The sequence below is a fragment of the Microbulbifer sp. MI-G genome (genome assembly GCF_030440425.1).
In the GTDB taxonomy this organism is placed as follows: Bacteria; Pseudomonadota; Gammaproteobacteria; order Pseudomonadales; family Cellvibrionaceae; genus Microbulbifer; species Microbulbifer spongiae.
The window spans coordinates 1,087,781-1,111,148 of the sequence record NZ_CP098023.1; the positions used below are offsets into that span (position 1 = coordinate 1,087,781).

Genomic DNA, 23,368 nt, shown 5'->3' on the forward strand with positions numbered 1-23,368 from the left:
GGGTGTCAAGCGGCATTTTCGCTGGCCTTGCCGGCGGTTATTTCGCGTTCAGCCTCGTGAATATCGTAGGCCTCTACAATGCGTTGGACAAGGGGGTGGCGAACAACATCCTTGGCGCCAAAGTAGGTCAAGCTGATGCCCTTGACCTTGCCCAGGACTTCCACCGCATGGCGCAGGCCTGAAACCTGCCCGCGGGGCAGATCCACCTGGCTGGGATCGCCGGTAATGACCGCGGTGGAACCGAAGCCAATACGCGTCAGGAACATCTTCATCTGCTCGCGGGTGGTGTTCTGGCTCTCGTCGAGTATCACGAAGGCATTGTTCAAGGTGCGCCCGCGCATATAGGCGAGCGGTGCCACTTCTATGACATTGCGCTCGATCAGCTTGCCGACGGTCTCAAAGCCGAGCATCTCGTAGAGGGCGTCGTAGAGCGGGCGCAGGTAGGGGTCCACTTTCTGGCTCAGGTCGCCGGGCAAAAAGCCCAGTTTTTCACCGGCCTCAACAGCCGGGCGTACCAGTAAAATACGCTCGACCCGGTCCTTGAGAAGGGCCTCCACCGCACAGGCCACCGCCAGGTAGGTCTTGCCGGTCCCCGCCGGGCCAATGCCGAAGTTGATATCGCTGGACTGTACCGCACACACATATTTGCGCTGGTTCATACCGCGCGGTCGTACCGAGCATTTTTTGGTACGGATTAAAACCACCTGGTCGTCTTCCCCGGACGCGCCATTGCTGAGCAATTCCTCCACGCCCGATTGTTGCAGGGCCAGGTGAATCTCGTCTGGGGTCAGGTGGTTCCGGGAGCCGGTCTCCCGGTATAGGGCGTTGATTAACTCGCCGGCAGCGCGGGCAGACTGGGGCTCGCCATAAAAGGCAAACAGGTTGCCGCGATTGCGGATCTCAATGTCCAGTCGCTGTTCTATTTGGCGGAGATGTTGGTCAAATTGACCGCAGAGGTTGGCGAGTCGGCGGGCGTCATTGGGCTCGAGGGTGATACTGTGAGCGAGAGTATGTGTTTCCAAACTGTTTCCGGCACCTTAAAGTAAGGGGTTCACTGCTAGGGTATACCTATTTTCCCAGTATGGGAAAGACCTGGGTGTTACAAATAGGTTATATCTAATAGATATTTTAATTACTTATTGAAATATCACTCTTAACCCTTGCCGTTCTGGGCGTCAGGGTTGATTTTCCGGTAGCGTCCTGTCCGGGCACAGGTTGTCCCTGGCTTCTCAGAACAGACTCTTCTCCAGTTCTGATGCGAGTAATGTGCCGCGCAGGGAGTTGGGCAGGGCCTCTACAATCTGTATATCGGCAAATTTTCCGATCAGGGCCAGGTTGCCGGCACGGAAGTTGACCACCCGGTTATTTTCAGTGCGACCCTGTAATTGCCCCGGGTCTTTTTTGGATACCCCGGTAACAAGGACCCGCTCAGTGTTGCCAACCATGCGCCGCGCAATGGCGGAGGCATGCTGGCTAATGCGGTTTTGCAGTAGCTGCAGACGCTGTTTTTTGGTCTCTTGCGGGGTGTTATCGGGCAGGTCGGCTGCCGGTGTACCCGGGCGCGGTGAGTAGATAAAACTGAACGAGATATCAAACCCCACATCCTCGATCAGATTCATTGTGGCTTCAAAATCCCTGTCGGTCTCGCCGGGAAAGCCCACAATAAAGTCCGAGGAAAGGCAGATATCCGGGCGGATCCCCTTCAGGCGGCGAATCTTGGATTTGTACTCCAGTGCGGTATGGCCGCGTTTCATTGCCATGAGGATGCGATCAGAGCCACTCTGCACCGGCAGGTGGAGGTGGCTGACCAGTTCCGGTACCCGCCCATACACATCGATCAGCGCATCGGAAAACTCCACGGGATGGGACGTAGTGTAGCGAATGCGGTCAATACCCTCGATGGCTGCAACATAGGTAATCAGCTCGGCAAAGTCCACTGCGTGGCCATCCTCACCGACACTGTGGTAGGCGTTCACATTCTGGCCCAGGAGGTTCACTTCGCGCACACCCTGACTGGCCAGGTGCACCACCTCCTCCAGTACATCGGCAACCGGGCGGCTCACTTCCTCGCCGCGGGTATAGGGCACCACACAGAAGGTACAGTACTTGGAACAACCCTCCATGACTGACACAAAGGCAGTGACGCCATCGGCCTCGGGTTGGGGCAGGCGGTCGAACTTCTCAATTTCCGGGAAGCTCACATCTACCACCACAGCGCCATTTTTTTGCGCCCGGGTTTCCATCATTTCCGGCAGTCGGTGCAGGGTTTGAGGGCCAAAAATCAGGTCCACGTAGGGTGCGCGTCTGGCGATCGCTTCACCCTCCTGGCTGGCAACACAGCCGCCGACACCGATGACCAGGCCGGGATTTTTTTCCTTGAGGTGCTTCCAGCGGCCCAGTTGATGGAACAGTTTTTCCTGCGCCTTCTCGCGGATAGAACAGGTGTTGACCAACAGTACATCTGCTTCAGCGGGATTGTCGGTGGGAATCATGGCGTGAGATTCCCCAAGCAGGTCGCGCATCCGGGCGGAATCGTACTCGTTCATTTGGCAACCATGGGTCTTGATGTAGAGTTTCTTCACCGGGGTATCGGACATATTCTGCCTGATTGAAATCTGGTCAATTGAATGGGGGGCGCATTATAGCCATACGGTCCGGCACTGCCTAGACGGCTATATTAGCGGTTGTAAACCTGTGCTATTCTTGCGCGCTTTGTCCGCTGCTGACTAATTTGAGTTTCGGGGTAATTCCCATCCAGAGAGACCTATGGCCAACCCGATTTATAAAGTGATTTTTCACAACCAGAACCAGGTGTATGAACTCTACGCTCGGGCCATTTACCAGAGTGATATGTACGGCTTTATCGAAGTCGAAGAGTTTGTATTTGGAGAAAAGGCGCAGCTGGTGGTGGACCCCAGCGAAGAAAAGCTGAAAACCGAGTTCGCTTCGGTTGCGCGCTCCTATATCCCGATGCACAGCATTGTGCGTATCGACGAAGTGGAAAAGGAGGGCACTGGCAAAATCGTAGAGGCCAAGGGGGGGGACAAAGTGGCAAAGTTTCCCTTTGCGCCGCCCATCAGTCGCCCTCAGGATACCGAATAAGGCATCCTTCCTGCCTGAACCAATGCTGCCGGGCTTGGGGTCCGGTGGTTTGGCCGCCATCGTCCCCTTTGCGCCTCTGTCTTCTGTTGCCATATAAGCTTCAAGAAAGCTACACTGCACTGTCATCAAGCCGCTGCACAGTCATTGTTTAGACGACAAACCGTTTTACCGGTTTCGAATTTGACTGTGTCCCGCACAGATCTGGCCGGTGGCCGGGTCAGTTGCCGATCAAAGGCGGAAAGCTTGCTATGAGAAATCGCTACCGCGTACTGTGGATATCAGGTGCCCATCCGGGCAGTAGCGATAGCGCGTCCTGTCGGCCAGTAGATTTTCTGGCGCAAACCTGTGCTGACAGGGATTATCCGGCCAGAGGCAAGTGCGATGGACAGGCACCGTCTCTAGGGCGGAGGACCTGGTGGCGGACACCGAACATCCCCAACTTCACGGCAGAGGTGGTGGCGGCATGATTCGAGTTGAACACCTTCTGCAAAAAAATGCCTGGTACAGCGCAGCGCCACAAAAACCAACCCGCAAACTGGTTTCCGCAACCCTGAAGAAAATCTGTTGTGAAGAGCGGATAGTGGAATTTGGGCGGCGATATCCCCATTTGGGTGGGATCGATTTTATCCGTCAGCTATTCACTGATCTGGACTTCCGCTACGGCCTGGATCCCTCAGAGCTGGAGCGGGTGCCGGCTGACGGACCGCTGGTGATCGTTGCCAACCATCCCCTCGGCAGCCTTGATGGCCTCGCCCTGATCGATATGGTATCCCGGGTGCGCAGAGATGTGCGCGCTGTGGCCAGCCGGTTATTGTGGAGCCTCAAGCCCCTGCGCCCGTTCTTTCTGCCGGTGGATAATTTTCACGGCCGCACTCACCGTGCAGATGTTCAGGGTATTTACGATCATCTCGGGCAAGGGGGGGCCATTCTATTTTTTCCCGCCGGCGAAGTTTCGCGACTGACCCCCAAGGGTGTGAGGGATGGGCGCTGGAACCCGGGCTTTGCGCGAATTGCAGAGAAGGCCGGGGCGCCGATTCTGCCTGTTCAGGTACTGGGCAGAAATTCCTGGTGGTTTTACGGCCTGTCGACCCTGAACAAACCCATCTCGACGCTCTGGCTGGTGCGGGAAATGTTCAAGCAGGCCAGTCGCAGCATAGAAGTCCGCATCGGCCACCCCCTCGAAGCGGAGCACTGTTGCAGCTGGCCCCTGACACCGAGAGCCAAGGCTGCGCTCTGGCGCAAGCATGTCTACCAGCTGCATCGCTCGCCCCCGCCTCTTGGTCCCGAATTGATCGCCGCTGCGGAGCCCCAGGCCCAAGTGATGAAAAGGATCGCGCCCTGTGAGGTGCTTGCCCGGCAGGGTGACCTGTCGGTGCATCTCTACCGGCAGCAAGCCGATTGCCCGGTGATGCGTGAACTGGCACGAGTGCGTGAGGTGGCGTTTCGGGCGGTGGGTGAGGGCACAGGACAGAGCCGGGACTGGGATGCCTTCGATGCGCACTACGACCACTTGTTGCTTTGGGATAGCGGGCGCAGGCGGATTGCCGGAGCCTACCGCCTGGCGTCCACCGAGGCCCTGGCGGAGGACGAGATTTACAGCAGTACCCTGTTTAATTATGCACACCCGCCGCGCGAAAGCCTGCCGGGCTCGGCGGAACTGGGGCGCAGTTTCCTGCTGCCGGAATACTGGCGTGGTTGCGGCCTCGACTTGCTGTGGACTGCCATTGGCCAATGGGTGATGCGCAAGCAGGTGCGTTATCTATTCGGGCCGGTCTCCATGCCGGGAACATTTTCCGTGCGTGCCAAATCCGCCATCGTGCGCTATTTCTCCCACTATTTTGCCCCGGAGCGGCCCCTGGGGGATGCGCGCCTGCCTTTTCCTTGGGACCGGGAACCGCTACCGGAATTAACCGGGGATTCATTGGCGGATTTGCGCCAGCTAAAGCAGGTGCTGCGTGAAGAGGGAGTGATGTTGCCCCCGCTGTTTAAGAAATACGCAGCGTTGACCCAACCGGGTGGAACCAGTTTTCACGCCTTCAATATCGATCCGGGTTTTTGTGATGCCGTGGATGGCCTGGTGGTCGTTGACCTCAGTCTGGCGGATAAGAAATTTGCCAAGCGCTACTTGAGCGGAATGGTTTCCGCTACTACACCGGCCCCAGATATTGGCCCGGCCTCCAAGTAGGGTGCGGGCTTAACCGCTCGCATTTCGGCACTGCGCCAGCCGCTGGCGCACGCTTGCCAGCTGTACGCAGAGCACGAACACCGACATGGCGGTATCCAGTTCTTCCAGTGGTGGAAAGCTCGGGGCTATGCGGATATTGCTGTCTTCGGGATCATTGCCATAGGGGAAGGTGGCGCCTGCGGGTGTGAGTTTCACGCCCGCATCTGCCGCCAGCCCCACCACAGCCTTTGCGCAGCCGGGGCGGGTATTGAAAGAGACGAAATAACCGCCTCGAGGCTTCTCCCATTGGCCCATACCCGAATCGCCCAGGGCATTTTGCAGATGCTCCAGCACACACTCGAATTTTGGCTTGAGAATACTGGCATGCTTGTGCATATGCTCCTCAAGCGTGGTGCATTCGGTGAAAAAGCGCGAATGGCGCAACTGATTCACTTTGTCCGGGCCTATGGTCATCGCCTGCATCTGGAGCTTCAGTGAATCCAGGTTGGCGCTGCTGGCGCTGACGAAAGCAATGCCCGAGCCCGCATGGGTGACCTTGGACGTGGAGGCAAACTGCAGCACGGAGTCCACGGTGTCATTTTCCAGGGTGGCTGCGCGGATACTGGCAAGGTTGATAGATGGTCCCAGGTCATGCACGGCGTAGGCGTTGTCCCAGAAAATCCGGAAACCGGGATTGGCAATCTGCCCCAATTGGGCCAGGCGCTCCACCGTTTCCCTGTTGTAGGTGATGCCAGTGGGATTGGCGTATTTGGGTACGCACCAGATGCCGATAATGTCACCGTCCTCGCGGACGTGCTTTTCGACGCACTCCATGTCCGGCCCCCCTTTCCCCAGAGGGATGGCGAGCATGCCAATACCGAGCTGCTCGCAAATGGTAAAATGGCGATCATAACCGGGCACCGGGCAGAGAAATTTGGGGGATTCCAGTGCCCGCCAGGGGACATTGCCGGCGAAGCCGAATAGGTATCCGGTCAGTACGGCATGGTACATCAGGGTCAGGGAGCTGTTGCCACCGGCCATGACTTCCTCTGTTGGCACCTGCAACAGATCCGCGCCAAGGGCCCGGGCGCAGCTAAGGCCGGTCATACCGCCATAATTGCGCGTATCCGTACCGTCGGCAGCACGGTAATCGGTGGCGAGAATGCCATCGAGTTTGTCGGATAAATGCAGCTGTTCCGCCGAGGGTTTGCCGCGGGTAATATCCAGACTCAGTTCATGCTGGCAGATTCGTTCGTAGTGAACACTCAGTTCCTTTTCCCATTCGACTAATTGGCTGCTGGTGGCGGATTCAATGTGCACGGGGGTTCCCCTGGCTGATTATTTGAGTGTGCGAGCTTGGTAATCTGTCGGTGACTGCGTCCGCAGTAGTTGTCCGTGAAGGTGATCCAATCGGTATTGCTGCGGCTTTACTGGCTTGCCAGTATACGGAAATTCCGGGCATATTCCCGCAGGGCGCGACTCAGGTGATGGCGCTGGGCCGGACTTGTGCTGGCTAATATCTGCTCGGCGAGTTCGCGCGCCTGCTCCTGGCGCCGCTCTTGCGCCTGCCGGTAGTGGGGTGGCCAGAGTTGCTGCGGGTCCACCAGCAGGTTGCGCAATGTTTCCAAATAGCCTGGCGGCTTGCTGCGCAACAGGTCAATGGCTTTCGATTGCCAGCGTTGCCTCTGCGCACTGCGGGACTGGGGATTGTACTCCACCTTGGAAACCCAGGCGGCGATCAGCTGTATCTGTTCTTGTGAGAGGTGACCGAGCCAGCGCTCGCCTTCTTTGCGGATCTGCCGGTTGCGTTTACGCCGGATCTTCTCCGGGGGCTGCTGCCACTCTTCCAAAGCCTGTTGCTGTTTCTTCTGCAAGTTTTTTTGCAACTCGTCAATTTGGTGTTTATCCAGTTGCGCCACAATGGGAAGAAGCAGGTCGTAGGCACTGTCGCTGGCGCTGTGCAGAAACTGCTGCAGCTGCTGTTCCACTGGTTCCAGCCGGGGGTTTTCCAGTGCGCCCTTATCTACCCCGTCGGCCAGGTGGGTGAGAAACTCGGCGTAACGCTGCAACTGGGTCTGTCGATGCCAGCGGAAAAAACTGTCCATGGCAGCTTGCAGCTCAACCGCTTGTGCCCGGTTCAAGTCCACATAGTCGCGGATTTTCCAGCGTATCCAGTAATCGACATTGTTGTAGGCGAACTGGACACTGGAACAGCTGCCAACGCATACAAAAAAGGCAATGAGCGCAACTTTGCGCCAGAAAGGCCTGATCAGCGTGACAGGTGGCTGTGCCATCGACGCTTTCCTGTGGACATTGTTCGGTCGTTTCCGACGGGCAACCCCAAGCATAGATGATAGGGCAATAGCCGACACAATGGCATTTCCCATGTCGATGGGTAAGCCATGCGCGTGGCCTTGGAGGTGAGGGCAGCGACAGTCGGTGTCAGATCCAAAAAAACTGCATTGGCGGTTACCCGGTGTTCGCTCCCCGGTCACCCGGTTTTTTTGTGGGATGCCGGCTGGGCTTTAATGGCTGAAGCCTGCTTCGGTGCCGCTCCTGTAGAATCCCGCACGATCAGCCTGGGCGTGAAGTGGCGGGTGATACTCTCCGGTGGTTTCTCTTTCTCCATGCCCCCCTTGCAGTGAATCCGCTCAAGTGCCAACTCTGCTGCACAGCGTCCGATTTCCTCGTTGGGCTGGTGGGCGGTGGTGAGCTTGGGACAGGTCTGGCGTGAAAAAGGGCTGTCTTCAAAGCCTGCAATGGACAGCTGCTGCGGTACTTCGATGTTCATCATGCGTGCGGCAAAGAGGGCGCCTGCGGCAATTTCATCATTACCGGCAAAGAGGGCGGTGGGGGGGCTGTCGGACTCCAGCAGGGTGGTGGCGCCTGCCACACCTGAATCGAAGGAGTATTCCCCCTCGAGAATGATCTCGTCATCGACGGGCAGTTCCGCTGCTTGCAGCGCCCTCAAGTAACCCTCAAGGCGGCCGAGGGTGGAAAAGTGTTCAATGCCTCCGTACAGGTAGCCGATGCGTCGATGTCCGAGTTCCACCAGATGCCGGGTTATTGAAAAGGCGGCGTCGGCGTCATTCACCTGGATACAGTTGTCCTCCAGCTGGTCGGCAGCCTGGGCGGAGAGAATCCGCACAAACTTCACATCCAGGGCTTCCAGGGTGTCCATAAGCTCGGGGAATTCGGAGAAGGGGGGTGTCAGTATCAGGCCTGCGATCCGGCTTTGTTCCACCAGTTTGTGCAGTTCGTCATGAATGGAGGGCGATTTGGCGCTGCTGGGATGGATCAGCAGTTCATAGCCCCGTGCCCTGCAGGCCGCGAGGATACCGTTTTGCAAATCCATCACGTAGTAGGCATTGGGGTTGTCGTAAATCAGGGCAATGGAATAGGAATGGGTGCCGGCCAGGTTGCGCGCCGCCAGATTGGGCCGGTAATCCAGCGCCTGTATTGCCATGCGGACCCGTGTTCTGGTGGTCGGGCGCACAGAGGGCTCATTGTTGATGACACGCGAGACGGTCTTAATCGAAACGCCTGCACGCTTGGCCACGTCATTGATGGTGACTTTCATAGAGTAACAATATCCGTTTGCCGGAGGCCATTGCAGTTTGAGGCCGCCATGCGTTTGCTCGCCCGCCCGATTTGGCGCCCGCTAAACAGTCTGGCAGCAGTCTGCAAGTTGCTGCCAGTCAACACTGGATTTTATCCGCCTGGCACCTGTTTTCGCAGGGTGGATAAAACGTGACGGCGCCGCTGTCGGGGCTGGTTTGCCCCGCGGTTTCCTTTGTCATAACCAGGCTGTCAACACTGGGTTACCTATATGTAAATTTCTTACATTTCTGAGCCAGATTCTGCTGGGCTGTGAAGTCAAAAATTTCAATATGGAGGTAAAAAGTTCTACTTTCCAGATAAATTTAGAGCATTTGTGAGGTTTATTGTCTGAAAATACTTGGTTGAGTATAAGGCTGCTCATCAGATGTTGAAATTTGTGTAGTTTTACTACATAGTGTTTGTCAGAAAGAGCTGAGCCCTTTCCGGGTGCGGTTGTAGGTGGGCTGGGTGGGGTGCACGTCCTGCCAGCAACCCACTTTTCAGGGAGTCTGGCTGATTTGGTCGGAGGGGCACTGTGTTGGAACAAATGCCCTGCCCTCTACCCAATATGTGCTAAAGCGCCCCCGGTCCAGGTGCTTTTATTGGGTGATAGCCCGCCAACCGCACTACAACCCAAAGGCTGGAGAAGGAATTTTCCACCGCGGATTGGCTTTATCGGGGATGGAGAGTCAGCGGTAGTGGGCGTACCACCGAAATCGGGTGATGGCCAATGGAACCGCGGGGGCCATCCCTGCAGAATTTATACGGAAACGTTATGGTGCACAGTAAGGTTCAGGCAGTTACGGAACGCATTATCCGGCGCAGTGAAGAATCCCGCGCAGAGTATCTGGCGCAGGTAGACAGAGCGCATCTTGAAGGTCCCGCCAGTGCACAGCTGTCCTGCGGAAACCTGGCCCATGCCATTGCCGCCGCCCCGCAAAGGGACAAGCAATTGATTGCCTCCGGGCGCGGGCCCAACCTGGGCATTGTCACCGCCTATAACGATATGCTGTCCGCACACCAACCCTACGGCACTTACCCGGCCCGCCTGAAAGAGGCGGCGGCGCGCCACGGGGCCAGCGCGCAGGTAGCCGGTGGCGTGCCGGCCATGTGTGACGGCGTTACCCAGGGGCGGGCGGGGATGGAGTTGGGCCTGTTTTCTCGCGATGTAATCGCCATGTCCTCAGCGGTGGCCCTGTCCCACGATATTTTTGAGGGCGCCATGTTTCTCGGTATCTGCGACAAGATCGTACCCGGGATGGTGATCGGGGCGCTGGCATTCGGGCATCTGCCCTCAATCTTTGTTCCGGCCGGCCCTATGCCCACCGGCCTTTCCAATGCGGAAAAGGGGCGGGTACGCCAGCTCTACGCCGAGGGCAAGGTGGGCCGTGCAGAGCTGTTGGAAGCGGAGAGCGCCTCCTATCACAGTGCCGGCACCTGTACTTTCTACGGCACCGCCAACAGCAACCAGATGCTGGTTGAAATCATGGGGCTGCAATTGCCGGGCAGCTCTTTTGTCAATCCCGGCACCGGCCTGCGCGATGCCCTGAACGAAGCGGCAGTGGCGCAACTGGTTACAATTACCGAGCCCAGTCAACACACACCGATCGCCAAGATTCTCACGGAAAAGGCCTTTGTTAACGGCATCGTGGGGTTGTTGGCAACCGGCGGTTCCACCAATCACACCCTGCACCTGGTGGCCATGGCCCGCGCCGCGGGTATCCAGTTGACCTGGCAGGACATGGCGGATCTCTCCGAAGTGGTGCCCCTGTTGTGCCACGTTTACCCCAACGGCACCGCAGACATTAATCACTTTGCCGCGGCGGGGGGTATGCAGTTCTTGATTCGGGAATTGCTCAGTGCCGGTCTGTTGCACCACGACGTGCACACGGTGCTCGGTGAGTCGGGGCTCAAGCCCTATTGCTGCGACCCCTTCCTCAACGATGCCGGAGATGGTGTGGTATGGCGACCGGGTCCGGAAGAGAGTGGCGATACCTCCGTAATTCGCCCGGTGAGCAATCCCTTTTCCCACCACGGTGGGCTGCAACTGCTCAAGGGCAACCTGGGTCGCAGTGTGATCAAGGTTTCCGCACTGGAAGCCGGACAGCTCAAGATCAGGGCGCCGGCCATTGTACTGCACAGCCAGGATGAACTGCTGGCGCGTTTTCAGGCTGGTGAGCTGGAGCGGGATTTTGTCGCCGTGGTGCGTTTCCAGGGGCCCCGTGCCAACGGAATGCCGGAGCTGCACAAGCTGACGCCGACGCTCGGGGTACTGCAGGATCGCGGGTTCAAAGTGGCATTGGTCACCGATGGGCGTATGTCCGGAGCTTCCGGCAAGGTGCCGGCGGCCATTCATATATCCCCCGAGGCCGTTGAAGGGGGGGCCATTGCCAGGGTGCGCAACGGCGACCTGATTGAACTGGATTGTGAAGCGGGTGTGCTGCGCGTGCTTGTGGATGAAGAGGTATTCGCCGCGCGCAAAATCGCCCAGTGCGACCTGTCCGAAAGCGCCCGGGGTATGGGCCGCGAACTCTTTGCCAATATGCGTGCCATTGCCAGTGGTGCGGAGACGGGCGCCAGTATTCTGTATTAACCAGAACGGTGCCGTCAGGCATTGCAGGAAAACGATCTCAGAGCGAAACCTATGCTTGATCCTTTTGACATGGTGCTGTTTGGTGGAGTCGGTGACCTTGCGTTGCGCAAGTTGCTACCGGCGCTCTACCGCGCGTTTAGAGAGGGCAGTCTGACGCGGGGTTGCAGAATCCTGCCGGTATGCCGGCGCCGGGAGGACGTCGACCGTTACCTGGAAACCGCGCAGCGGGCCCTGCAGGCGTACTTGCGCGAGGGTGAATACCGCGACTCCAGTTGGCGTGGCTTCAGCGAGCTGCTGTGTCCTGTCGCGCTGGATATCGCCGTGCCCGATACCCGGTGGGAATACCTCGTGGACATCCTGGGTACAGATCCCGGGCGTGTGCGTATTTTCTACCTGGCAATCCCGCCGGGGGTCTTTGGCCTGTGCTGTGAAAACCTCCACAGGAAAGGCCTGATCAGTGAAAAGGCCCGCGTGGTTGTGGAAAAACCACTGGGTTACAACGCTCAGACTTCCTGTGAAATCAACGGCAAACTCGCCAGTTATTTTCCCGAAGACCATATTTTTCGCATCGATCACTACCTGGGCAAGGAAACCGTACAAAACCTGCTTGCCCTGCGTTTCTGCAATGTGTTGTTTGAGCACCTGTGGGATGCAAAAGCCATTGACCATATCCAGATCAGTATCTCGGAAACGGTCGGCCTGGAAGGGCGTGCCGGCTTTTACGATGAGACGGGCGCACTGCGGGATATGGTGCAGAACCACCTGTTGCAGCTGTTGTGCCTGATCGCGATGGAATCACCCAACACCATGTCCGCGAAAAATATTCGCGCGGAGAAAATCAAGGTGCTGGAAGCCCTGCGACCCCTGAGGGCTGCAGAAGTGGATAAGAATGTTGTGCGCGGGCAGTACGTGGCTGGAGAGATCGACGGGCAGCCTGTGCCCGGCTACCTGCAAGAGCTGGAACACAGTGCCAGTGCTACGGAGACTTTTGTGGCAATACAGGCCCATATCGACAGCTGGCGCTGGGCGGGCGTGCCCTTTTTTCTGCGCACAGGCAAGCGTATGGAAAAGCGCTGTGCCGAAATTGTGGTGCAGTTCAAGAAGGTCTCCCATCACGTCTACGATGAGAGTGCCGGCAAAGTGATACCCAACCGCCTGGTGATCCGCCTGCAGCCCGAAGAGAGTATCAAGTTGATATTGATGGCCAAGAAGATGGACAGCCTGGCCACAAAATTGCAGCAGGCGGAACTGAACTTAAACCTGTCGGACACCTACGACAGCTTTCGCAGCGACGCCTATAAACGCCTGATGCTGGATGTGGCGGCCAATAATCCGGCCCTGTTTATTCATTGCGACGAAGTGGCCGCGGCCTGGGCCTGGGTCGACCCGATTATTGAACACTGGCGTGACACCAGCAACCAGCCCAAACCCTACACCGCGGGAAGCTGGGGGCCGACGGTGGCCGGTGAATTACTGGCCCGTAGCGGCCGCCACTGGTTCAACGCCAAGTAATGATTGCCGGAGCTGCCCTGCCTGCAACAGGCGTATCTCCGGGGAAGTGACTGGAAATTTCCATGGCAGAGGAAAAGTTTTATCCCGATCGCGAGCGCCTGGTACAGGTGCTTGCCCATGATTGTGCCTGTGCATTGCAACAGGGCATCAGCGCCAGGGGCCATGCCACCTTCCTGGTTTCCGGTGGCAGCACGCCGGAGCCTGTTTATCGCGCGCTTTCCAAACGCCCCTTGCCCTGGTCGCAGATTACCGCCGCACTGGTGGACGAGCGCTGGGTGGACCCGTCGCAAAGGGGCAGCAACCAGGCCTTTATTCAACAATGCCTGCTACAGGACTGCGCCGCAGAGGCGACACTGTTGGCCATGAAAACCTCTCACGCAACAGCGGCTGAGGGAGAGGCTGAATGTGAGCGCGCCTATGCCCGACTGCCGCGCCCTTTCGATGTCTGTATTCTGGGCATGGGTGCCGATGGCCACACCGCCTCATGGTTTCCCCATGCGCAGGGCCTTGCACCCGCGCTGAATCCGCAGTCTGAAAAACTCTGCAGCGCAATCACTGCCAGGCCAAGCGAGGTAACCGGTGCCTACACCGAACGTATGACCTTGACCGCAAACGCCATTTTGCAGGCGCGACATATCAATCTATTAATCACCGGCCAGGAAAAACTGAATGTTTACCGCGAAGCGTTGCTCGGCAGTGATGAAATGGAAATGCCGGTGCGCGCTGTTCTCAAACAGGCTCTGAAGCCGGTCACGGTTTACTGGGCACCTTAACAAACCATCTGGATGTGACGAATGCAGAAAAATATCGCCGATATTTTACCGGTTGCTGGTGTTGTTCCGGTATTGGTGATTGAACACCAGAAAGATGCACTGCCCCTGGCCGGGGCGCTGCTCGAAGGCGGTTTGCGTGTGCTTGAAGTCACCCTGCGCACCGCGGCTGCCCTGGAGGCAGTGGAGCGAATTGCCGGGCATTTGCCCGAGGTGCAAATAGGTACCGGTACGGTCTTGAATGGTGATGACTTGCGGCGCTCCGTCGATTCTGGTGCCAGCTTTGTGGTGAGCCCCGGTGTGACCGAACGGTTGTTGGTGGCAGCGCAGGATTGCGATGTGCCGCTGCTGCCCGGGGCAGCCAGTGTTTCCGAGGTTATGCGCCTGTTTGAGCACGGCTATCGCTACCAGAAGTTTTTCCCGGCCCAGGCTGCCGGTGGGGTACCGATGCTGAAATCCATTGCGGGCCCGCTGGCGGATGTGCGCTTCTGTCCCACCGGCGGTATCAGCCCGGATAACGCAGCGGACTATCTGGCGCTTGACAATGTGGTTTGCGTGGGCGGTTCCTGGATGGCACCCAGCGCGCTGGTGCGGGAGAAAAACTGGGCGGAGATCACCCGCCTGGCAAAGCAAGCTGCAGTTTTGAGAACTTGATATGCCGGTGGCCGGGGATGGGCACCCACCGTTGCAAAAACTGGCCCGCGGGTAGGGTTGTGGCAGTTGCCATCCGGTCAGTCGCAGAGAGTTGTCTGGGTTAACGGGTTCAGTGCCACAAACATTCGGTAAAGGGTATCCGCACAGGCCAGAAAGTGCGGAAAGCCAAAATAACAGGATAAAGCCAGATGAAAATAAACATTGCCATCAATGGTTACGGTCGAATCGGCCGCAATGTCACCCGGGCCATTTATGAATCCGGCTATCGCGATCATATCCGACTGGTTGCAGTCAACGATCTCGCCCCGGTAGCCACCAATGCGCACCTCACCCGTTTCGACACGATCCACGGCCGCTTTGCCACCGAGGTCACTGTGGATGGCGATGCGCTGGTCATCGGTGGCGATCGTGTACAGGTATGCCAGGAACGGGATCCAGCCAGATTGCCCTGGAAGAAACTGGGGGTGGATCTGGTGCTGGAATGTACCGGTCGCTTTACCGATAGAGCCTCTGCCTGCGCACATATCGCAGCGGGTGCCAGTGGGGTACTGATTTCCGCCCCCTCCAGAGACGCCGACCTTACCGTGGTGTACGGCGTCAATGATGGGAGCTTGAGCGCGGATCACCGGGTGGTTTCCAATGCCTCCTGCACCACCAATTGTCTGGCGCCGGTGGTGCAGGCGTTGCACCGCGGGCTGGGTATTGAGCGCGGCTTTATGACCACCGTGCATGCCTACACCAATGACCAGAACACCCAGGATGCAGTCCATGCGGATATGTATCGGGCTCGCGCTGCAGCCGATAATATGATTCCCACCAAGACCGGCGCCGCCGCTGCGGTGGGCCTGGTACTGCCGGAATTGAAAGGGCGGCTCGACGGTATGGCGGTCCGCGTTCCCGTGAACAATGTCTCCCTGGTAGACTGCCAGTTTATCGCCGCCCGGGATACCACCGTCGAAGAGGTGAACCGCCTGATGCGGCAGGCTGCGGAGGCCAGTAAGGGGGTGCTGACCTATTGCGACCGGCCCCTGGTTTCCGTGGATTTCAACCATACCAGCGCCTCCAGCCACTTCGATGCCAATCACACCCGCGTGAACGGCAATCTGGTAAAAGTGATGGCCTGGTACGACAATGAATGGGGTTTCTCCCAGCGTATGCTGGATACCAGTCTGGCCATGGCCGCCGCGCAGCAGCTGCGCCTGCCGGTTGCTGAGTCCGCCTGATCTGTGTGCAAACCTGTTCCACAGCCGGCAGAACAGATACCGGAATAGCCTCGCACGGTTTGCGGCAAATCAATCCGGTGCCGACAATCGCTGGATTGCCCCCCATGACTTAATGCTTATTGATCAATTCACAGGACTTTATGATTCGCCATACCAAAATCGTTGCCACCCTGGGCCCTGGCACTGACAAGCCCCATATTATCGAGGAAATGATTCGAGCCGGCGTCAATATCGTGCGCCTGAATTTCTCCCACGGCTCCGCGGATGACCACCGCCGCCGGGTACAGGAAGTGCGTGATGCCGCAACCGCACAGGGCAGGACCGTTGCCGTGCTGGGCGACTTGCAGGGGCCCAAAATCCGCATTGCCCGTTTTGCCGAAGGCCACGTGGTGCTGGAGGACAACGACGAATTTGTATTGGACCTGGACTGCCCGCCCCAGGGCGGCGATGCGCAGCGTGTTGGGGTCGACTACCCGAGCCTGATCAGCGACTGCAAGTCCGGCAGTGTGCTGTTGCTCGACGATGGCAAGATCCGCCTGGAAGTGACCGGCACCACCCCCACTAAACTCTACTGTCGCGTATTGCAGGGCGGCCGCTTGTCCAATAACAAGGGCATCAACCTCCTCGGTGGCGGCCTGTCTGCCCCGGCGCTGACGGAAAAAGACTACCGGGATATCGAGCTGGCCGCAGAGCTGGAAGTGGATTTTCTCGCGGTGAGCTTCCCCCGCTGCGCCGAGGACCTGGAAACCGCCCGCAAGGCGATACAGGCTGCCGGTAGCCAGGCCGCCATTGTGGCCAAGGTAGAGCGCGCCGAAGCGGTCGCCGATAGCGCACAGATGGATGCCCTGATCTTTGCCTCGGATGCCATTATGGTGGCCCGCGGTGACCTGGGGGTAGAGATCGGTGATCCGGCCCTGGTGGGGGTGCAAAAAAAACTGATCCATCGCGCCAACGCCCTCAACCGCGGCGTGATCACCGCAACCCAGATGATGGAATCCATGATCACCAGCCCCACACCCACCCGTGCCGAGGTGATGGACGTGGCCAATGCCGTACTGGATGGGACCGATGCGGTGATGCTGTCCGCCGAAACCGCCGCCGGTGATTACCCGGTAGCGGCAGTGGAGTCCATGAGCGAGGTGATTGTGGGTGCCGAGCAATATCTCGGCAGTGTGCCCTACACCCCGCAGGAGCACGGCGCCTCGGACCGTATCGATACCGTGATCGCCCAGGCGGCCATCGATGTGGCGGCACGGGTGGAAAACCTCTGTGCGGTGGCGGCACTGACGGAATCCGGGCGCACCCCGCGCATGATGTCCCGCGCCAATACCCGCCTGCCCATCTACGCGCTTACCCGGCATCCGCGTGTTGCTCGCCAGTTGGTATTGCTGCGCGGGGTTGAGCCGGTCAGCTTTGATCCGGCCACAGTGCCTCTGGGGCAATTGACCGGTGCCGTTATTGAAGTGCTCAGCTCGCGCATTGACCTGCAAAAGGGGCAGCGCATTCTGATCACCCAGGGAGAGCGGGTCAACGTGGGTGGCTACACCAGCTCCATGCGGATAAAGGAAATCGAATAACCGGATCTTTGCTGTTGCCACCGTTGACCCGGCACCGTTGCGGGATTGCGGTGGCAGGGCAGCGGGCGCTACCCTGTCAGCACCGGGTGCTATCCGCGGGTTTTTGATCCACCCGGGCACCCTGCATTTCCTGTCCTTACCCATTCTGTGCACAAGTTCACAGTGAGCCCGCCGCTTTTGGCTGCCAGATCCCGGTCTCAGGAAATTACCCATTCTTATTTTGTTAATAATGGTGCGCACTAACACAAAAGTGCTTGCTGAAAAGGGCATCTGCAGCAGAAATTCCGTTGTAGTTGTATCACACTGTGACAGTGCCCATTTCATTGCTACCATGGCAGAGGCGCGGGAATGCTCTATTAAAAATCAAATAATTTTAATTATTTTGAAGGTTTTTATTTTTCAATAGAGCGTCAATATCGTGTAATGGCATAGCGCTGTTGCCCTTTGCCGAATTGCGTTAATCTCTTCAGGCGGGTAACCATACCGGCTGTTACCCGATGCCAGAGGAGGCCGGGCGGTGCCTGCCGGCATTGCAGTGAAACTATTGGTGAAGAGACATTGCTTAACCCAGGCGGTGCGCAGCCAACACTATTTAAGTTTTCACAAATTGCGTTTACCCTAATTCAACATGCTCTTTGCGGGTATTTCGCCAGGTGATCGCCGTCTGGTGTATTTCGGATTGGTGCACTTTTGTAACAGGGAAGTGGCTGCCCTTGGGGGAGTGACCGCCGCGGTTAAGAAGATGAATGCAATAACTCTTTGCGAATTGTTCGATTACCGTGAACAACAAAAAGCTGGCGCAAAGCAACTGAAGGATCATCCATGCAGCTAAGTGTCGAAAACAGGCAGGGCGTTCGTTATATTGTCAAGTCTGGCAGGGACTATCAGATGGATATTCCCTTGAAGGACAGTGCCACCCAACTGCTGTCAATGTTCGATGACTCTGTGATTCAGGAAATTTACGATCACTTCTTTGGCGTGAACGGTATTTCCAGCAATGGACAAAGTGCCAGTATCCAGTCCAGCCAAGCGGGAACAACGCTCCAGCCCTCGCTTTCCGAAGCACCTGGCCACCTCTCCAGCCAGGAACAGAAAATCTACCTGGCTTTGATTCAAAACCGCCTGATGATCGAGGAAGCCCCGTTTGCGGATGCGGCGCTTGCGGACAAACAGTCCGATCTGACCGCCAGGATTCGCAGGGGCTTACAGCAGATTATTGCCCAGGAACGCGCCGAGGCGGCATTAATCCAGCAACGCCACGAGCAGCGCTCCACCCTGGAAAAGGTGGGGGCTTATATGGATCGCGGTGCCACCGGCGTGGGCAATGCGGCCTGGGGCCTGGCGGTGTGGAGCAAGGATATTCTGGAGGTGGCGGCACTGGTGAATCCCCTCCGCCAGTCCATCGAATACAGTACCGCCACGGTCAACTATTTCCTGCACGACAAGAGTTTTGAGGAATCGGGCAGGGAGTACCTGTCTGCTGTGCAGCGGGAAGTGGTGGATGTACTGGGCTTCGATCCCTCCAAGATCACCAGACAACAACTGGAGCTGGCCCTTGACGTGGCCCAGCTGATCTATGCAGAACCGGCTCTAAGGGACACCATTTACCGCTTCGCCAAGGATTATGTCAAAGCCCAGCACAGTCTGGAAATCACCGAGATGGCCGGCAGCGGCGCTTTCGAGATTATTCTCACCATCGTATTGGCCGCAGTTACCGGTGGTGCCGGAGCTGTAATCTCTCTGGTAAAAAATGCCCGTCTGCTGAAAGCCTTCCGCGGTATTGGCGAGCTGATGCTGGACTTCGCCAAACTGAAAAAACAGCGCAGCCTGCTTGCCAGTAAGCGCGGCGGCAAGGCCAAGGGCAGTGGGGCCAGTTTCTCCGATTTTAATTCTACTGAGGTTGCGGTGCCGTCCAGTGGCAGCGGCCCGTCTTCGAGTAACCCCGGTTCAGCCAGCAGTGGCTCAAGCGCCAATAAAAGTGGCAACCAAAGCAGTAGCAACCATTCCGACGGAAGCTCCGCCAGCGCCCAGAACAGCCAGACTGGCAATAGGAGCAATAGCAGCACATCCAACGAGTCGGATAACACCAATAACCCGACCGGGGAAAACCACAACGGCGACAAAACCCAGCGCAATGCCAGGGCCCGTGAAGGTGGTGAACCGATCAACTTAAAAACCGGTGAAGAGCGCCTGACCCTGGTGGACGCAGTGCTGGACGGCCCGCTGCCATTTACCCTGGCGCGCACCTACCGCAGCAGTAACCCCATGGATTTTGGCCTGGGCCACGGCTGGACCCACACCCTGGGCGAACGCCTGGTATTGCGCCCCGGCAAAGCGGTAGAGCTCCACGATGCCGAAGGCCGGGTGATCAGCCTGCCCGCACCGGGGGGCAGTGGCCGCAGCCACAACGTGGTGGAGCAGCTCAGCCTCAGCCGCGTCAACGACAAGCACTGGATTATCGCTCCCTACGGCGCCCCTAACGGAGTACAGAAACACTTCAAGGCCACCGGTGATAAAGGTGCCCTCAAGCTTGCGGAAATCCGCGATGGCTACGGCAACTTCTACCTGCTCCATTATATCGGCGAACGCCTGATCTGCATCGAGAGCAGTCTTGGCGAAGCCCTGCATATCAGCCCGCCCGCAGGAAAGTCCAACAGCCAGCGTATTGGCGAGCTGAAAAAAGAAACCCGCGACGGCCGTATTAAAGTACTCGCGCATTATGAGTACAGCGATGAAGGCGACTTGATCAAAGCCACCGACGCCGATGGTTACAGTGAGCAGTACCAATACCATCAGCACGTCATTAAGCAGCGCACCCTGAAAACCGGCTACCGCTTCCACTTTGAATGGGATGCCGAAGGTCCTTCTGCCCGCTGTGTGCGCCAGTGGGGCGACCCGATCGATGGGCAGGATACGTACAATTACCAGTTTGCCTGGGATGATGACGGCAAAGGCGTTACCGTCACCGACACCCGTGGTGGTAAAGAACGCTATCGCTTTAACGAGCGCGCCCTGCCCATCTACCACCGCGACCCGGAAGGGGCCGAGACGCTCTATAGCTACAACGACCTGGGTCAGGTCACCAGGGTACAGTTGCCCAGCGACGATGGCAGCCTGCGTGAGGAAATTTACCAATACGATGACCAGGGCCGCCTGGTACAAAAGATCGATGCCGCCGGCAATAGCCACCGTATCGAATACAATGGCGAAGGCCTGCCCGCAAAAGTCACCGATCCCGCCGGTAATAGCTGGCAACGGGAATACAACCACAATGGCCAGATCGTTGCCAGCAAAGACCCTCTCGGCAACAGCACCCGGTACGGCTACAACCCCGTTGGCCTGATCGGCAGTGTTACCGATCCTTTGGGCAATACCACCCGTTACCTGTGGAGCCCCGAAGGCAATCTCGCCGCAGTCAAAGACCCCATGGGCCGTGCCCAACACTACCGCTACGACGGCGCCCGCCGCCTGGAAGCAGTGCAACACGCCCCCGGCCAGGTTACCCGCTATGAATACGACGCCCAGGATCGTATCCATGCAGTGACCACCCCGGACGGTGCCCGCACGCAATACAGCTACAACCCGCAGGGGTTACTTGCCGAGGTGACCGACTCAGCAGGCCACAGTACCTGCTACGCCTACGACGGCCTCAGCCAGGTTAAGACCCGCACCAACCCGGATGGCAGCCGCCTGGAATATCACTATGACGGCGAGCGCAACTTAATCGGCCTCACCAATGAAAACGGCGAGCGCTACCAGCTTAAATACGACCTCAACGAACGCCTGATTGAGGAAGTGGGCTTCGATGGCCGCGTGACCCGCTACGCCTACAATCGCGCCGGCCACCTGCTCAGCTCCAGAGCCGTAACCGACACAGACAGCGGCAAAGGTACCGACACCATCTTCGAACGCGACCCCTTTGGCCGCTTATTGGAAGAGACCACCCCGGATGGCATAACCAGCTTCCGCTACAACCGCAGCGGACAACTCATCAAAGCGGAAAATGCCCACCGTAAATTGCGCTGGGAATACGACGCCAGTGGCCGCGTGACCGCCGACTGGCAGGGCAAAGACAAACTGAGCCACCAGTACGATGCCGCCGGCAACCGTATCGCCACAACCCTGCCCGATGGTGAAGTGCTTAACTTCGCCTTCAACCCCGCTGGCCAGTTCCAAAGCCTGCACCGCCGCCCCTTGGGCAGCGATACGGATCAGCTGATCACCAGTATCAGCCACGACGAACAGGGCAGGGAAAGCCAGCGCCAGCACGGCAATGGACTCGAAAGCCAACGGGACTACGATCCACAAGGTCGCCTGCAAAAATTGCGACTGGGTAAAACCCGCAGTGCAAGCCAGGGCCCGGTGTCTGACCCCACCCAGGGCACAACCCCAATCCTGGAGCGCAGTTACCAGTACAACAAAGCCGGCCAGATCGCCAAAATCGAAGACAGCCTGCGCGGCACCCGCAGCTATCATTACGACGCCCTGGATCGCCTGACCCAGGTAGATGGCCCCAACCCCGAATATTTTGTGCACGACCCCGCACACAATATTCTTGCCGCCGCGGGCTCCGGAGAGGAAGTCAAACAGCAGGCCAGCGCCACCGAAGTCAAGGGCAACCGTTTAGCCTTTCGCGGTGACACCCACTACCGCTACGATATGCACGGCAACCGCATCGCCGAACTGCGCGGCAAAGGGCAAAAACTGCAAACCCGTTATTACTACAACAGCCGCCAGCAACTGGTGCGGGTGGAAAAGCTCAAGGTAGAGAAGGGCACCGAGCAGTTCCAGCAGGTGATCCACTACCAATACGATCCCCTGGGCCGCCGTATTGGCAAGGCGGACCATGGCGAGCAAACCCGCTTCCTCTGGGATGGCGATACCCTGCTGTGGGAAATCAAAACCGATACGCAAACCCGGCAGGAACTCAATACCCGCACCTACTATTTTGAGCCCGGCACTTTCAAGCCTGTGGCCTTAAAGGAAGACAACCAGCTATATCACTACCATCTGGATCACCTGGGCACCCCGGATACCCTCACTAACCAAGAAGGGGAAGTGGTCTGGAGTGTTGCCTATAAGAGCTATGGCAATATTGCCCTGGCCCATGAAAACCGGATGGAGCAGCCTATTCGCTTCCAGGGGCAATATTTGGATGAAGAGACCGGGCTGCATTACAATCGGTTCAGGTACTATGATCCGCAGGTGGGGGAGTTTACCCAACAGGACCCGATTGGGTTGTTGGGTGGGGTTAATAATTATCAGTATGCGCCGAATCCCATTGCTTGGGTTGATCCGTTTGGGTTGAAATCTAAAGACTGTCCTGATGTTCTAAACAAAGTTAGTCCAAGTGCTCAAGTATTACAGGCCCGGCAACGGCAGGTTTTAATGCTTGAAGAAAATGTTGGATTTAATATCAGTCCAACGGCGTGGGACAATTATCCGACTATTGGTAGAAATGGAACATTCATTTCTGATAGACAAGGGATTACTGACATAATCGGCGATTTTTCTGGGCAATCACAGTTGACTCTTGATAAGGCTAAAGTTCTTCAGCTTGAAGAAGCATTTGGCCTCGAAAGAGGGGCGCTACAAGAAGGATTTAAGATTAGACAAGTCGATAATGTTGTTGATCGTATGACCAGAAGCCCGATGGAAGGAAACCAATATTTCTTGGGGCCTGGTAATCATTTGCCAGGTGGAGCGCCAGAAATGGTGATCGATTCTATACCGACTGTAGATACCAACGGTGTGACAACCTTGTTGGAGGTGTTAGTCAAATGAGCGAAGAATTAGTCAAAGCATTCGTAACCAAAGCAGACGGCAAGGTTGTTCGTGTAAAGTCGGTAGACAGTTCGTTTCAAAACGAGCTGTCTAATTTGGGATTCGTATATGACTCGGACTTATCGGAATACATTTTTTCTGTATCAGGAAATCTAGAAAAAGCGGAACTATTTGATAAGTTAAGAACTCTGGAAGTGAGTTTTTCTAGTGGTAAAGAATGGTGTCCAGCGGAAGTTTTTGAATATCTGAGGGAGGCTGGATTGTTAAGCGGCAGCTTTACAAAGATTAGTTGGAGTGGTCCTGGAGATTATCATCTGACGGTTGATTAGTTGTTCCAAACAGTATAGCTCCTGTAATTACTGGTGGTAAATCATCCGTACTTAAAACTA

16 protein-coding genes are annotated in these 23,368 nt (G+C 57.2%); 11 read left to right on the forward strand and 5 right to left on the reverse strand.

Annotation, left to right across the window (positions count from 1 at the left end):
• Positions 1–5: 5 nt before the first annotated feature.
• Both M8T91_RS04490 and miaB read right to left on the reverse strand, forming a co-directional pair.
• The gene (locus M8T91_RS04490; RefSeq protein WP_301417229.1) at positions 6–1,022 is read right to left on the reverse strand and encodes a PhoH family protein; all 1,017 of its coding nucleotides are present in this window, start codon (positions 1,020–1,022) and stop codon (positions 6–8) included.
• Between the two features lie 207 nt (positions 1,023–1,229).
• Positions 1,230–2,597: a tRNA (N6-isopentenyl adenosine(37)-C2)-methylthiotransferase MiaB gene (miaB, locus tag M8T91_RS04495; protein ID WP_301417231.1), complete on the reverse strand. Its 1,368-nt coding sequence runs from the start codon at positions 2,595–2,597 to the stop codon at positions 1,230–1,232.
• Positions 2,598–2,766: 169 nt separating this feature from the next.
• Between miaB and M8T91_RS04500 the strand changes: the two genes are divergently transcribed.
• From M8T91_RS04500 to olsF, 3 genes are all read left to right on the forward strand, one after another.
• Positions 2,767–3,102: a DUF1820 family protein gene (locus M8T91_RS04500; RefSeq protein ID WP_301417233.1), complete on the forward strand. Its 336-nt coding sequence runs from the start codon at positions 2,767–2,769 to the stop codon at positions 3,100–3,102.
• A gap of 248 nt (positions 3,103–3,350) precedes the next feature.
• Positions 3,351–3,569, forward strand: coding sequence for a hypothetical protein (locus M8T91_RS04505; protein ID WP_301417235.1), 219 nt, complete (start codon positions 3,351–3,353; stop codon positions 3,567–3,569).
• On the forward strand, positions 3,566–5,287 hold the full coding sequence (gene olsF, locus M8T91_RS04510; RefSeq protein WP_301417237.1) for a bifunctional ornithine lipid synthase OlsF: 1,722 nt from the start codon (positions 3,566–3,568) through the stop codon (positions 5,285–5,287). The genes M8T91_RS04505 and olsF overlap by 4 nt, the downstream gene beginning before the upstream one ends.
• A 9-nt stretch (positions 5,288–5,296) precedes the next feature.
• Here the strand turns inward: olsF and M8T91_RS04515 are convergent, their stop codons facing one another.
• From M8T91_RS04515 to M8T91_RS04525, 3 genes are all read right to left on the reverse strand, one after another.
• The gene (locus M8T91_RS04515; protein WP_301417239.1) at positions 5,297–6,586 is read right to left on the reverse strand and encodes an aspartate aminotransferase type Ic; all 1,290 of its coding nucleotides are present in this window, start codon (positions 6,584–6,586) and stop codon (positions 5,297–5,299) included.
• 107 nt (positions 6,587–6,693) lie between these two features.
• On the reverse strand, positions 6,694–7,560 hold the full coding sequence (locus M8T91_RS04520; protein WP_301417241.1) for a DUF6279 family lipoprotein: 867 nt from the start codon (positions 7,558–7,560) through the stop codon (positions 6,694–6,696).
• 197 nt (positions 7,561–7,757) lie between these two features.
• Positions 7,758–8,846 (reverse strand): LacI family DNA-binding transcriptional regulator, encoded by a 1,089-nt coding sequence (locus M8T91_RS04525; RefSeq protein WP_301417243.1) that lies wholly within the window; start codon positions 8,844–8,846, stop codon positions 7,758–7,760.
• Positions 8,847–9,641: 795 nt separating this feature from the next.
• On the opposite strand from M8T91_RS04525, the gene edd reads away from it, so the two are divergent.
• The 8 genes from edd to M8T91_RS04565 all read left to right on the forward strand — a co-directional run bounded on the left by edd (position 9,642) and on the right by M8T91_RS04565 (position 23,308).
• Entirely contained in the window at positions 9,642–11,459 is a 1,818-nt protein-coding gene (edd, locus tag M8T91_RS04530) for a phosphogluconate dehydratase (RefSeq protein ID WP_436970321.1), read from the forward strand.
• A gap of 51 nt (positions 11,460–11,510) precedes the next feature.
• The gene (zwf, locus tag M8T91_RS04535; protein WP_301417245.1) at positions 11,511–12,971 is read left to right on the forward strand and encodes a glucose-6-phosphate dehydrogenase; all 1,461 of its coding nucleotides are present in this window, start codon (positions 11,511–11,513) and stop codon (positions 12,969–12,971) included.
• A 62-nt stretch (positions 12,972–13,033) separates the two neighbouring features.
• On the forward strand, positions 13,034–13,744 hold the full coding sequence (pgl, locus tag M8T91_RS04540) for a 6-phosphogluconolactonase (protein ID WP_301417248.1): 711 nt from the start codon (positions 13,034–13,036) through the stop codon (positions 13,742–13,744).
• A 21-nt stretch (positions 13,745–13,765) separates the two neighbouring features.
• Entirely contained in the window at positions 13,766–14,395 is a 630-nt protein-coding gene (locus M8T91_RS04545) for a bifunctional 4-hydroxy-2-oxoglutarate aldolase/2-dehydro-3-deoxy-phosphogluconate aldolase (RefSeq protein ID WP_301417250.1), read from the forward strand.
• A gap of 188 nt (positions 14,396–14,583) precedes the next feature.
• The gene (gene gap / locus M8T91_RS04550) at positions 14,584–15,618 is read left to right on the forward strand and encodes a type I glyceraldehyde-3-phosphate dehydrogenase (RefSeq protein ID WP_301417252.1); all 1,035 of its coding nucleotides are present in this window, start codon (positions 14,584–14,586) and stop codon (positions 15,616–15,618) included.
• 140 nt (positions 15,619–15,758) lie between these two features.
• A complete protein-coding gene (gene pyk, locus M8T91_RS04555; protein WP_301417254.1) occupies positions 15,759–17,195 on the forward strand; it encodes a pyruvate kinase in 1,437 nt (478 codons plus the stop codon).
• A gap of 822 nt (positions 17,196–18,017) precedes the next feature.
• Positions 18,018–22,979: an RHS repeat-associated core domain-containing protein gene (locus tag M8T91_RS04560; RefSeq protein ID WP_301417256.1), complete on the forward strand. Its 4,962-nt coding sequence runs from the start codon at positions 18,018–18,020 to the stop codon at positions 22,977–22,979.
• Positions 22,976–23,308, forward strand: a complete 333-nt coding sequence (locus M8T91_RS04565) for a hypothetical protein (protein ID WP_301417258.1) — start codon at positions 22,976–22,978, stop codon at positions 23,306–23,308. Before M8T91_RS04560 ends, M8T91_RS04565 begins: the two co-directional genes overlap by 4 nt.
• Positions 23,309–23,368 lie beyond the last annotated feature (60 nt).

Excerpts from the sequence above, each read along its gene's own strand:
- miaB (WP_301417231.1), bottom strand. The coding sequence starts at position 2,597 with ATGTCCGATACCCCGGTGAAGAAACTCTACATCAAGACCCATGGTTGC.
- M8T91_RS04500 (WP_301417233.1), top strand. The coding sequence starts at position 2,767 with ATGGCCAACCCGATTTATAAAGTGATTTTTCACAACCAGAACCAGGTG.
- M8T91_RS04505 (WP_301417235.1), top strand. The coding sequence starts at position 3,351 with ATGAGAAATCGCTACCGCGTACTGTGGATATCAGGTGCCCATCCGGGC.
- olsF (WP_301417237.1), top strand. The coding sequence starts at position 3,566 with ATGATTCGAGTTGAACACCTTCTGCAAAAAAATGCCTGGTACAGCGCA.
- M8T91_RS04520 (WP_301417241.1), bottom strand. The coding sequence starts at position 7,560 with ATGGCACAGCCACCTGTCACGCTGATCAGGCCTTTCTGGCGCAAAGTT.
- M8T91_RS04525 (WP_301417243.1), bottom strand. The coding sequence starts at position 8,846 with ATGAAAGTCACCATCAATGACGTGGCCAAGCGTGCAGGCGTTTCGATT.
- edd (WP_436970321.1), top strand. The coding sequence starts at position 9,642 with ATGGTGCACAGTAAGGTTCAGGCAGTTACGGAACGCATTATCCGGCGC.
- zwf (WP_301417245.1), top strand. The coding sequence starts at position 11,511 with ATGCTTGATCCTTTTGACATGGTGCTGTTTGGTGGAGTCGGTGACCTT.
- pgl (WP_301417248.1), top strand. The coding sequence starts at position 13,034 with ATGGCAGAGGAAAAGTTTTATCCCGATCGCGAGCGCCTGGTACAGGTG.
- M8T91_RS04545 (WP_301417250.1), top strand. The coding sequence starts at position 13,766 with ATGCAGAAAAATATCGCCGATATTTTACCGGTTGCTGGTGTTGTTCCG.
- gap (WP_301417252.1), top strand. The coding sequence starts at position 14,584 with ATGAAAATAAACATTGCCATCAATGGTTACGGTCGAATCGGCCGCAAT.
- pyk (WP_301417254.1), top strand. The coding sequence starts at position 15,759 with ATGATTCGCCATACCAAAATCGTTGCCACCCTGGGCCCTGGCACTGAC.
- M8T91_RS04560 (WP_301417256.1), top strand. The coding sequence starts at position 18,018 with ATGCAGCTAAGTGTCGAAAACAGGCAGGGCGTTCGTTATATTGTCAAG.
- M8T91_RS04565 (WP_301417258.1), top strand. The coding sequence starts at position 22,976 with ATGAGCGAAGAATTAGTCAAAGCATTCGTAACCAAAGCAGACGGCAAG.